Raw genomic sequence first — 12078 nt, 5'->3', positions numbered from 1 at the left:
GATGGATTTCCCCATGCGCATCCTGCACCATGAATATGGCAGGACGCAGCCGCGATTCTGGCACGGCCATGCCGCGCCAACCAGCGACGGCGGTCAGAGCGTAGCGGCGATCTCGCGCACCACCGGCGCCAGGCTCGGATCCTGCAGCGCCATGTGCATGGTGGCGCGTACCAGCCCTGCCTTGTTGCCGCAGTCGAAACGCGTGCCCTCGAAGCGGTACGCCAGCACCTTGCCCTGTTCCTTCAGCAAGGTATCGATCGCGTCGGTGAGCTGGATCTCGCCACCCGCGCCCGGCGTGGTCTGCTCCAGCAACTGGAAAATCCGGCCCGGCAGCACGTAACGCCCCACCACGGCCAGGTTCGACGGCGCATCGGCCGGCTTGGGCTTTTCAACCATGTGGCGGATCTGCGCGCTGCGCTCGTCGATTCGCGTGGCGTCCACGATGCCGTATTTGTCGGTTTCGTTCTGCGGCACTTCTTCCACCGCGATCACGCCGGCACCTTCGCGTTGGCCCAATTCGGCCATCTGGCGCAGCGCGCCCTTGCCGGCACCGTTCCAGATGAGGTCGTCGGGCAAGACCACGCCGAACGGCTCGTCGCCCACCACGGGCTTGGCGCACAGCACGGCATGCCCCAAGCCCAGTGCCTCGGGCTGGGTGACGAAGATCGCGCGCACGTGTTTCGGAAGCGTGCCCTGCACCAGCGCCAGAAGCGCGTCCTTGCCCTTCTCCTGCAACTTGGCCTCCAGTTCGTAGGCTTTGTCGAAGTAGTCGGCGATGGCGTGCTTGTAGCGGTTGGTGACGAAGATCAGCGTATCGGCACCGGCATCGACCGCTTCGTCCACCGCATACTGGATCAATGGCTTGTCCAGCACCGGCAGCATTTCCTTGGCCACCACCTTGGTGGCGGGCAGGAAGCGCGTGCCCAGGCCGGCCACGGGGAAGACCACTTTGCGCAAGGGCTTGCTCACTCACTTCTCTCCTGTTTCGTGGCGGCGGATCGACACCACGTTGTCGGGTTGCGGCGCTTCGCTCCAGCGGAACGACGGCAACAAGCCGGACACGCATCGCCGCAACTCTTCGTCGTTATCTGTTGCGACCATGTCGGCCGCCTTGTGCATCGTGGCTTGCAACAGCTCCCACGGTACTTGGCGATGCTGGGCCAGGAAGATCTTGGCGTGCGTGGTGGCGCTGTACTGTTCGAGCGGATGGAACAGTTCCTCGAACAGCTTCTCGCCTGCCCGCAGGCCGGTGAAAACGATGGGCACCTCGCTGCCCGGCTTCTTGCCGGCCAGCCGGATCATCTGCTCGGCAAGATCGCGAATCTTCATCGGCTCGCCCATATCGAGCGCGAAGATCTCGCCGCCCTTGCCGAGGCTGGCCGCCTGCAAGATCAACTGGCAGGCCTCCGGGATGGTCATGAAGTAGCGCGAAACTTCCGGATGGGTCACGGTGACCGGGCCGCCATCGCGGATCTGTTTGCGGAACAACGGCACGACCGAACCAGCCGAATCGAGCACGTTGCCAAAACGCACGGTCATGAAACGGGTGCTGGCGTGCGCGTCGAGGTTCTGGCACCAGATTTCGGCAATGCGCTTGCATGCGCCCATCACGCTGGTGGGATTGACCGCCTTGTCCGTGGAAATCAGCACGAAGCATTCCACGCCCGCCTCGCATGACAGGTCGGCCATGGCACGCGTGCCCAGCACGTTGTTGAGGAAGGCTGCGCGCAACTGGTGCTGCAGCATGGGCACATGCTTGTAGGCCGCGGCATGGAACACCACCTGCGGCCGCGCCTCGGCCAGTACCCTGCGCATCTGCACGCAGTCCACGCAACTGGCGAGTACACCCTCGAGCAGCAGTTCCGGATAGTTGGCGCGCAACTCCCGCGTGATCTGGTAGAGGTTGTATTCGCTGTGATCGACGACGACCAGCGACAGCGCTCCCAGGCGCGCCACCTGACGGCACAGTTCCGAGCCGATCGAGCCACCGCCGCCGGTGACCAACACACGGCGGCCGCCTATCGTCTCGCGGATCGCCGTCCAATCCAGCTCCACGGCATCACGCCCGAGCAGGTCCTCGATCGCCACTTCCTTGATCTCGCCAGGCTGCGCACGTCCTGCGACCACGTCGTCCAGCCTTGGAACCGTCCGGTACGGTAGATCGGTGGCGTCGCACAGGCTCACCACACGGCGCATCTCGCCCACCGTGGCGCTGGGCAAGGCGATCAATATCATCTCGACCGCCGCTTCGCGCGCGATGGCAGGCAATTGCTCGAACTGGCCCAGCACCGGATGTCCGTTGATGCTGGCGCCGCGCAATGCGGGACGATCATCGAGAAAGCCGACCACCGCGTAACCGCCGCTGCGGAGCAAGTCGCGCGAAAGCACCTCGCCGGCGTGGTCTGCGCCCAGAATGAGCACACGGCGCGTGGAGTTCAACCCGGATATTCCGCGGCGACTGTCCTTCCAATAGCGGTAGGCAAGCCGAGGCAGCCCCAGCGCCAGCGCCAGCACCACCGGATACAACAGCAACATCGTGCGCGGCACGCCCTGCAAGCGGTTGAACATCGACATCAGCAGCCAGATTGCCGCCGAACCCAGCGCCACGGCGCGCAGGATGTTCCACAAATCGGGCAGGCTGGCGAAGCGCCATACGCCCTTGTACAGGCCGGTCAAGCGGAAGACCAAGCCTTGCGCGAGCAGCACGATCGGCAGCTCGAACCAGCGAAAATGCACGACATCTTCCGGCCGCACCGCGTAACGCAACAACTTGGCGACCCACCAGGCGATCGCGGCCATGGCCAAGTCGTGCAACATGACCGCCACGCGAGGATGGATGAAGCCGACAAGCCTACGCAGCGACATGGCGGTCCTTGGTCGGGTGGCGCCGCAGGCAACGTCGCTTGAGCATCAACCAGAGCGCCGCCGCAGCCAGGTAGGCGACGATGCTAATCGGCAAAGCCAGCCGTGGATGACTCCAAGCCAACCAAGCCATCGGCGCAGCGAACAACAGATTCCATGTCATATAGACCGTCCCTCCCCAGGCATGCGTCAAACCGCGCCTGACCAGCCACTGGTACAGGTGCTCGCGGTGCGCACTGTACCAGCGTCGCCCCCGGAAATAACGCGTCAGCAAGGTCAGGCTGGCATCGGCGACGAAGGCCGAGGACAGGATCAATGCCGGCCACAACAGGCTCGCATCGACCCGCCACAGCATCGCTGTGAACGCGAAAATCAGCAGCCCTACGCTGCCGCTGCCCACATCTCCCATGAAAATACGCGCCGGCGAACGATTGAGGCACCAGAAACCCAGGCTGGCCGTGGCAAGGCAGCTGGCAGCCAGCGCCAACGGCCATTGCCCGGCGTTCCACGCCAGCCACGCCAACCCGGCTCCCACGAACATGGCCTGCTGGGCCAGCAGGCCATCGATGCCGTCCATGAAGTTGTGCAGGTTGATGCTCCACACACCGGCCAGCAGCAGGGGCAGCAACCACCACCGGGACATGCCGCTTGCGCCCAACGCAACGGCAAACAGCAGTACGGCCAGCAACTGTGCGCCGAAACGCGGCAGGATCGGCAGGGAGCGATGATCGTCCCACCAGCCTGCCAGCGCCACCAACAGCAGGGCCGCCAGCAAGGCTGCCACCACTGGCCAAGACCATGGCGCCCAGGTGCCAAGCAAGGCGCCGGGAAGACAGACCAAGTTGGCCAGGACGATACCGATGCCGCCGCCGCGCGGCGTGGGGATGGTGTGGGAACGTCGCTGACCCGGGCGATCCAGCATGCCGCGGCGATGCGCGTAACCAATCGCCACGCGTGCCGACATCCAGGCGATGGCGAAGGAGAGCAGCAACCATCCGATAACCCAAGCCACCGGCGTCACTCGTTCGCAACGCCATGGATGGGTCGGATCGTGCTCCAGCTCTTGCAACTGGGGCATTGCCAGTGGTGCGCTTTTGCGCCGAAGCCGCAACGGCTGCAGCGATACATCGCCTGCCCCTCCAGCAATTTCTTGGTGAGATCGCGCAGGATCAAGAAGTTCTCGCGCGCCTCGCCTTCGATCCGATCCATCGTGGCATCGATCAGCGCCATCAGGCCGCGCACCGAAGGACGCAGGCGCAATTGCCCGGTCAGGAAGCCTACCGCCTCGCGCTGGCCGTCACGCTGCTGGTACAGCCTGGTCAATGCCAACACCGGCGAGATGCCGTGGTAGCGCTCCAGCAGCTCGCGCAAGAAACGCTCGGCGCGATCCATCTGCTGCGAGCAGGCGTAGCTGTTCAACAATGGCGGCAGGATTTCCGGTACGAAGGCGATATCCGCTCCGACCGCTGCTTCATAGGCCTGCACTGCTTCGGCATGCTGCCCATCCTCGGCGTGCAAACGCCCCGTCAGCATCCAGGCACGCACGCAATCGGGCTGGCACCGGAAGGCATGCTCCAGGTAATCGCGCGCTTCGATCCGCGCGCCGTGCTGACGCGAACGCTCGGCCAATTCGCAATAAAACTGGGCGATCATCGGCGACTCGTCCTCGCCGGTCATCGCCTCCAGACGGCGCGCATGCTCGATCGCCTTGTTCCAGTCGCGCTCGTGCTGGTAGATCGCGATCAGGTGGCGCAACGCCGACGGCGCGTGCGCATCCATCGCCACCAGGTCGTCGAACAGTGCTTCCGCGCGGTCGAGCAAGCCCGCGCGCATGTAATCCTCGCCCAGTTCCAGCAGGGCTACGGTCTTGGTCGGCTCGGACAGGTTCGGCCGCGAAACCAGGTGCTGGTGCAACCGGATCGCGCGATCCACCTCGCCGCGGCGGCGGAAGAGGTTGCCCAGCGCAAGATGCGTCTCCACCGTGTCGCGGTTGTATTCGGCCAGGCGCAGAAACACCTCGATGGCCTTGTCCTGCTCCTCATTGAGCAGGTAGTTCAAGCCGCGAAAATAGTCGGACGAGAGCTCATTGACCGCCGCACCGGAACGCCTAGCGCTGGCGAATCGCGACGCCCACCAGCCCAGCCCAAAGGCGAGCACCGCCAACGGCAGCAACACGTACCAGGACATCATGCACGCGCCTGCTTCTTGCCGGCTTTCAGTCGGCGGCGATGCCGCAGGCTCACGCCGAGCCAAGCGGTGAGGCCACCCAACAGCCAGCCCAGCACCAACGCGGCCAACAGCGCAGCTCCCTTGGGCATGGACACGCGCGCGAAGGCGAAGTCGTAGTCGACCAGGCCGGCATTGAGTGCGCCCACTACCACGCCGGCGGCAACGAAGAAGATGAGGACGAAGATCACGATCAAGCGCATCCGAGGACTTTACCCCATCGTCCGCGCCCGGCACAGCAAGCAGACTGAGGCATGTTGCTGCAATTCAGCCGTAAAGACAGATGGAAAACGCAGTTTCGAAGAGCCGTCGTTGATCTCTTCGATCAAGGGGCATCCCAAAAACAAAAAGGCAGGATCGGCTCGCGCCTACCTGCCTTCATGAACTCACTTGGCGTTCCGCCTCAGCCGGTCGCGGCTTCTTCCAGCCGCAGGTTGACGCGTTCACGCAGTTCCTTGCCGGGCTTGAAGTGCGGCACATGCTTGCCGGGCAGCGCCACGGAATCGCCGGTCTTCGGATTGCGTCCCATGCGAGGCGGCCGGTAATGCAGCGCAAAGCTGCCGAAACCACGCACCTCGATGCGTTCGCCCTGCGACAGCGCCTGGCTCATCTGCTCGACCACGCTTTTGACCGCCAACTCGACATCGGCGAACGCAAGATGGGTCTGGCGCCTGGCCAGCGCCTCGATCAATTCGGATTTGGTCATGTTCCCCCAGTCCGCGAATGTGTTGCTGCGCTGCTGACCCGAGGCGGCTCATGCCGCCCCGGACCATTCTTGCAACGCCTTAGTCGGCCTTGTTCATCTGCTCCTTGAGCAGAGCGCCGAGCTTGGTGGTGCCACCTGCCGCCGAGGAGTACTCGGCCAGCGCTTCCTGCACGTCTTCCTCGTCCTTTGCACGGATCGACAGCGACAGCTGGCGGCCCTTGCGGTCCATGCCGGTGAACTTGGCTTCGACCTTGTCGCCCACCTTCAGGTGCTGGGTGGCGTCGTCGATGCGCTCCTTGGCGATGTCGTTGGCACGGAGGTAACCCTCCACGCCCTCGCCCAGGTCAATCACCGCACCCTTGGCGTCCACTTCCTTCACCGTGCCGGTGACGATGGTGCCGCGCGGGTTGTTGCCCATGAACTGGCCGAACGGATCCTGCTCCATCTGCTTGATGCCAAGCGAAATGCGCTCGCGCTCCGGATCGACAGCCAGCACCACGGCCTCGATCTCGTCGCCCTTCTTGAAGTTGCGTACGAGGTCTTCGCCGGACATCTGCCAGGAGATGTCGGACAGGTGCACCAGGCCGTCGATGCCGCCGTCCAGGCCGATGAACACGCCGAAGTCGGTGATCGACTTGATCTGGCCGGAAACCTTGTCGCCCTTCTTGTGCATGGCGGCAAACGCTTCCCACGGGTTCGAGCGGGTCTGCTTGATGCCCAGCGAAATGCGGCGACGCTCTTCATCCACGTCCAGCACCATCACTTCGGTCTCGTCGCCGACCTGCACCACCTTGGCCGGATTGACGTTCTTGTTGGTCCAGTCCATCTCGGACACGTGGACCAGGCCTTCGACGCCCGGCTCGATCTCGACGAAGCAGCCGTAGTCGGTGACGTTGGAGACCTTGCCGAACAGGCGCGAACCCACCGGGTAACGACGCGAGATGTTCACCCACGGATCGTCGCCCAGCTGCTTCAGGCCCAGCGAGACGCGGTTGCGCTCCTTGTCGAACTTCAGCACGCGCACTTCCAGCTCGTCGCCGACGTTGACGACTTCGCTCGGATGGCGCACGCGCTTCCACGCCATGTCGGTGATGTGCAGCAGGCCGTCGATGCCGCCCAGATCCACGAACGCGCCGTAGTCGGTGAGGTTCTTGACCACGCCCTTGATGATGGCACCTTCGACCAGACGCTCCAGCAGTTGCTCGCGCTCGGCGGAGAACTCGGTCTCGACGACGGCGCGGCGGCTGACCACCACGTTGTTGCGCTTGCGGTCGAGCTTGATGATCTTGAACTCGAGTTCCTTGCCCTCAAGGTAGGTCGGTTCGCGCACCGGGCGCACGTCGACCAGCGAGCCCGGCAGGAAGGCGCGGACGTCCTTGATGTCGACGGTGAAGCCGCCCTTGACCTTGCCGGAGATCATGCCCTTGATGGTCTCTTCCTTGTCGAACGCCTCTTCGAGGTCGTCCCACACCATCGAACGCTTGGCCTTCTCACGCGACAGCTTGGTTTCGCCGAAGCCGTCCTCGAGCGCTTCGAGGGCCACCTTCACGTGGTCGCCGACATTCACTTCGAGGGTGCCGTCTTCGCTCTTGAACTGCTCGATCGGGACGATGCCTTCGCTCTTCAGGCCCGCGTTGATCACGACGACGTCGTTGCGGATTTCCACCACGATGCCGGTGACGATGGCGCCGGGCTTCAGCTTGGCGATGGCCTGCTGGCTCTGTTCAAACAGTTCGGCAAAACTTTCGGTCATGTTGATTCCAGAATGGGAAAGGACGGTTGCGGCGCTCCGGACTGGAAACGCAACGGCAACGGCCCACCGGTTGGGGTGCCTTCGGAGCGCCCTTGCGGGGCACGCCTCGTCACCATGGCTGAGCCCCGGCCGTCATTGACCGGGGAACGAAAACCGCCGCACAACCCGTTCAGGGCTGCACGACAGCAAGAACTTTTGCGACGACCTCGTCGATACCCATGCCGGTGGTGTCCACCAGTACGGCCTCCGGCGCGGGTTTGAGCGGCGCGACCGAACGCGACGCATCGCGATGGTCACGCGCCTCGATCTCGCGCTGCAGACTCGACAGTGTAACGCTGAGCCCCTTTTCCTTCAACTGCTTATAGCGCCTTTTGGCCCTCTCGGCGGCGCTGGCGGTAAGGAACACCTTGAACGGGGCATCGGGAAAGATCACCGTGCCCATGTCACGCCCGTCGGCGACCAGGCCCGGCTGCTTGCGGAAGCCCAACTGCAGCTCCACTAGGGCCTGCCGCACCGGGGCAATCGAGGCGATCGCCGAGGCTGCCGCGCCGGCGGTTTCGGTACGCAGTTCGGCGGTGGCGTCATGGCCGTTGACCAGGATGTGGGTATCGCTGCCGTCGGCACTGGCCTGGAAACGGATCTTGGTGGTCTGCGCGCAGCGGGTCACCGCCTCGACATCGGACAGATCCAGACCCGCTGCCCCAGCGGCATAGCCCACCGCCCGGTACAACGCACCGGAGTCCAACAGCCGCCAGCCCAGATGCTCGGCCACGCGCCGGCTGATCGTGCCCTTGCCAGAGCCCGAGGGACCGTCGATGGTCAACACGGGGACGGCGGCTGTTCGGCTCATGGCAGCTCCTGATCAAACGGGACGGGCATGGTATCGCGCCAGCCCCAGCGGCATCGCGTACCATGGCGAAATTCCGGGCCATTCCCCCGCCGATCCGCCATGAACGATCTCCGCCACGCATTCGAGCAGGCCGCCGAGGCCGTGAAACGGCTGGATTACCGCCCCGACAACGACACCCTGCTCAAGCTGTACGCGCTGTACAAACAGGGTTCGGAGGGCGACGCGCACGGCGACCAGCCCGGGTTCTTCGATTTCGTGGGCACCGCCAAGCACGAGGCATGGGCGCAATTGCGTGGCCTGCCGCAAGACGAGGCAATGCGCCGCTATATCGCACTGGTGGATCAGCTGCAGGCCTGAACCATGCAGGTGCCGCTTGCGTCCGAGTGTGGCAACAGGCACATTCATACGATCGTTTGAACACGGTCGTGCCATGAACTATCCCCATTTGTTCGCCCCGCTCGATCTGGGCCACGTCGTCCTGCCCAACCGCATCCTGATGGGTTCGATGCACACCGGCCTGGAAGACAAGGCGGCTGACTACGACAAGCTGGCCGCCTATTTCGCCGAACGCGCCCGCGGCGGCGTGGGCCTGATGGTCACCGGTGGCATCGCGCCCAGTATCCGCGGCTGGTTGAAGCCGTTCGGCGGCCGCCTCTCGATGCCTTGGCACGTGGCGCGCCATCGCAGACTCACCGACGCCGTGCATGCCGAAGGCGGCCGCATCTGCATGCAGATCCTGCATGCGGGGCGCTATGGCTATCACCCGTTGTCGGTGGCGCCATCGAAGATCAAGTCGCCGATCACCCCCTTCACGCCAAAGGCGCTCTCGGCGCGAGGCGTAGACCGCACCATCCGCGACTTCGTACGGAGCGCCGAGCTTGCCCGCGAGGCGGGATACGACGGCGTCGAGGTGATGGGTTCGGAGGGTTACCTCATCAACCAGTTCATCGCTGCCCGCACCAATAAGCGCAACGACGCATGGGGCGGGGACGCTGAACGGCGCATGCGCCTGCCCGCGGAAATCGTGCGCCGTACGCGCGAGGCGATAGGCCGCGACTTCATCATCATCTACCGGCTGTCGATGCTGGACCTGGTCGAAGGCGGCCAAAGCTGGGATGAGATCGTCACTCTGGCCAAGGCCGTGGAAACCGCCGGCGCCAGCATCATCAATACAGGCATCGGCTGGCATGAAGCGCGCGTGCCAACCATCGTCACCAGCGTGCCGCGAGCCGGCTTTGCGTGGGTGACGAAAAAGCTCAGGGGCGAAGTTTCCATTCCGCTGATCGCCACCAACCGCATCAACATGCCCGAAGTGGCCGAGCGTGTGCTGGCCGAAGGCGACGCGGACATGGTTTCGATGGCACGTCCGCTGCTGGCCGACCCCGAATGGGCGAACAAGGCCAGGGCTGGTCGCAGCGAGCACATCAACACCTGCATCGCCTGCAATCAGGCCTGCCTCGACCACGTGTTCCAGAACAAGCGCGCCAGTTGCCTGGTCAATCCGCGCGCCTGCCACGAAACCGAGCTGGTGGTCGCGCCGACAGAGCGACCAAAGCGCATCGCCGTGGTCGGCGCAGGCCCCGCCGGCATGGCTTGCGCCGCCACACTGGCCGAACGCGGCCATGCGGTTACCCTGTTCGACAAGTCCGCGGAAATCGGTGGCCAGTTCAACTACGCCAAGCGGATTCCCGGCAAGGAAGAGTTCCACGAAACCCTGCGTTACTTTCGCCATCGTCTTGCCGATGCAGGCGTCGAGCTGAAGCTAGGCCAGTTGGCCGATGCCGCCTCGCTCAAGGCAGCCGGCTATAGCGAAGTAGTGATCGCCACTGGCGTGATGCCGCGCAAGGTGCGGTTTCCAGGCAGCGATGACCCGCGCGTCCTCGGCTACCTCGACGTGCTGGCACACAACCGGCCGATCGGGCAAAGCGTGGCGATCATCGGTGCCGGCGGCATCGGCTTCGACATGGCGGAATTCCTGGTCGAACACCACCCCTCCCCCGCCACCGACGTGGAGCGCTGGTCGCGCGAATGGGGCGTGGACATCCGGCAGTCGCACCGTGGCGGCTTGCTGAAACCGCAACCGGAAGCGCCGCTGCGCCAAGTCTGGCTGCTCCAGCGCAGTGAAGGCCGCCCCGGCGCACGACTCAACAAGACCACCGGCTGGGTGCACCGCGCCACATTGAAGGCAAAGCATGTGACCATGCTGGGCCAGGTTGGCTACGAACGTTTCGACGACCAAGGCTTGCACATCACCGTCGATGGCCAGCCGCAACTCCTGCCCGTCGACAACGTGGTGATCTGCGCCGGCCAGGAGCCGGATCGCCGCCTGGCCGACGAACTGGCCAGCATGGGCATGACGGCGCACCTCATTGGCGGTGCCGACGTGGCTGCCGAACTCGATGCGAAGCGGGCCATCGACCAGGGAACACGACTGGCCGGCCAGCTCTGAGCGTAAGCAAAGGCGGCCGCGAGGAAAATTTGAAAGTGCGACCATGAGTGGCCGCCCGTCAGATCTTCGCGATCATGGATCGATCGCACAAGAACACCACCCAAAAAAACGCCTCGCAGTGCGACGCATCGAAAGGGCCAGGGAGGGGGATGGCCGTTCGAATCCAGCGTCGCCGCGAGGCGTGGGTCGCCACCATCGGGGGAGGGGGGAGGATGGTGGGACGGGGGCATTTTATGAGCGACACATTCAAGTATCCAATATATATTTGGATCGATATTTATATGCGATCCCTATATGTTTGACTTCCGCCAGCTGCGCTACTTCGTCACGGTCGCCGAGGAATTGAGCTTCACGCGTGCGGCGCTCCGCCTGCACATCTCCCAGCCCCCGCTCTCGCAGCAGATCCAAGCCCTGGAGCGGGACCTCGGCGTCCTGCTGCTGGAACGAAGCAAGCGCAAGGTGGCGCTGACCGAGCCCGGCAAGGTTTTCCTTGAGCAAGCACGCCAGATCCTCGCCCAGGCCGAGCTGGCTCGCACTCGAACCGCTGATGCCGCAGCCGGCCACAGCGGCCAGCTGCGGCTGGCTTACACGTTGTCGGTATCGTTCCACCCCGCCCTGCCCCGTACCTTGCTGCGCCATCGCCAGATGGCGCCAGGCGTGGACGTCCAGTTGCGTGAAATGAACAACGCGCCGCAATTCGCCGCCCTTCTGGCCAACGAGATCGACGTCGGCTTCGTGCGCACCGAACCCCGCCACCTGCAAGACGCCCGCAAACTGCGGCTGCGCATGATCGACCGTGAGCGACTGATGCTCGCCCTGCCATCAAGCCATCCGCTGGCCGCCCGCGACAGGTTGCACATGAGCGAAGTGGCCGGGGCGGCCTTCGTCACGCAGCCACGCGAGATGGCCGCCACCCTGCACGACAAGCTCACCACGCTGGCCAACGCCGCCGGTTTCCAGCCCCGCACCGTGCAGCAGGCCCAACAGGTCAGCGGCCTGCTGGCATTGGTGGCCGCCGGCCTGGGTGTGGCGCTGGTGCCGGCGACGATGCGCGCGGTGCATCTGGCAGGGGTCAGCTACGTACCGCTGGCCGACCACGGGGCCGAACTCCTGCTGGCCGTCGCCAGCAGAGCCGACGAGGCATCGCCGGTGCTGACGCAATTCCTGTCCACGGTGGACGAATTCGCCCGCGATTCCGGCAACTTGTGACTGGCGATTCAGCAGGTTATACT

At 64.5% G+C, this 12078-nt stretch carries 11 protein-coding genes; 3 read left to right on the top strand and 8 right to left on the bottom strand.

Features of this window, described 5'->3' with window-relative positions:
* Positions 1–93: 93 nt before the first annotated feature.
* From galU to cmk, 8 genes are all read right to left on the bottom strand, one after another.
* Positions 94–969: a UTP--glucose-1-phosphate uridylyltransferase GalU gene (gene galU, locus IHE49_RS09510; protein ID WP_192157235.1), complete on the bottom strand. Its 876-nt coding sequence runs from the start codon at positions 967–969 to the stop codon at positions 94–96.
* Positions 970–2865, bottom strand: a complete 1896-nt coding sequence (locus IHE49_RS09505; protein ID WP_192157233.1) for a nucleoside-diphosphate sugar epimerase/dehydratase — start codon at positions 2863–2865, stop codon at positions 970–972.
* Positions 2852–3874, bottom strand: coding sequence for a glycosyltransferase family 4 protein (locus IHE49_RS09500; RefSeq protein WP_343227564.1), 1023 nt, complete (start codon positions 3872–3874; stop codon positions 2852–2854). The genes IHE49_RS09505 and IHE49_RS09500 overlap by 14 nt, the downstream gene beginning before the upstream one ends.
* Positions 3875–3879: 5 nt before the next feature.
* Positions 3880–5052, bottom strand: a complete 1173-nt coding sequence (lapB, locus tag IHE49_RS09495; protein ID WP_192157229.1) for a lipopolysaccharide assembly protein LapB — start codon at positions 5050–5052, stop codon at positions 3880–3882.
* Entirely contained in the window at positions 5049–5291 is a 243-nt protein-coding gene (locus tag IHE49_RS09490; protein ID WP_192157227.1) for a lipopolysaccharide assembly protein LapA domain-containing protein, read from the bottom strand. Before IHE49_RS09490 ends, lapB begins: the two co-directional genes overlap by 4 nt.
* A gap of 200 nt (positions 5292–5491) precedes the next feature.
* Positions 5492–5794 (bottom strand): integration host factor subunit beta, encoded by a 303-nt coding sequence (locus IHE49_RS09485; protein WP_192157225.1) that lies wholly within the window; start codon positions 5792–5794, stop codon positions 5492–5494.
* Between the two features lie 79 nt (positions 5795–5873).
* A complete protein-coding gene (gene rpsA / locus IHE49_RS09480) occupies positions 5874–7547 on the bottom strand; it encodes a 30S ribosomal protein S1 (protein WP_192157223.1) in 1674 nt (557 codons plus the stop codon).
* Positions 7548–7716: 169 nt separating this feature from the next.
* Positions 7717–8397: a (d)CMP kinase gene (cmk, locus tag IHE49_RS09475; RefSeq protein ID WP_192157221.1), complete on the bottom strand. Its 681-nt coding sequence runs from the start codon at positions 8395–8397 to the stop codon at positions 7717–7719.
* Positions 8398–8496: 99 nt separating this feature from the next.
* On the opposite strand from cmk, the gene IHE49_RS09470 reads away from it, so the two are divergent.
* From IHE49_RS09470 to IHE49_RS09460, 3 genes are all read left to right on the top strand, one after another.
* Positions 8497–8754 carry an acyl-CoA-binding protein gene (locus tag IHE49_RS09470; RefSeq protein WP_192157219.1) on the top strand — a complete coding sequence of 86 codons (258 nt, stop codon included), beginning with the start codon at positions 8497–8499 and terminating at the stop codon, positions 8752–8754.
* Between the two features lie 73 nt (positions 8755–8827).
* On the top strand, positions 8828–10846 hold the full coding sequence (locus IHE49_RS09465; protein ID WP_192157217.1) for an NADPH-dependent 2,4-dienoyl-CoA reductase: 2019 nt from the start codon (positions 8828–8830) through the stop codon (positions 10844–10846).
* A 294-nt stretch (positions 10847–11140) separates the two neighbouring features.
* Complete coding sequence (locus IHE49_RS09460; protein ID WP_192157215.1) at positions 11141–12055, top strand: LysR substrate-binding domain-containing protein; 915 nt, start codon at positions 11141–11143, stop codon at positions 12053–12055.
* Positions 12056–12078: the final 23 nt, after the last annotated feature.

This window comes from Rhodanobacter sp. 7MK24, assembly GCF_014842995.1.
In the GTDB taxonomy this organism is placed as follows: Bacteria; Pseudomonadota; Gammaproteobacteria; order Xanthomonadales; family Rhodanobacteraceae; genus Rhodanobacter_A.
This window is presented reverse-complemented; position numbering and strand designations above follow the sequence as displayed.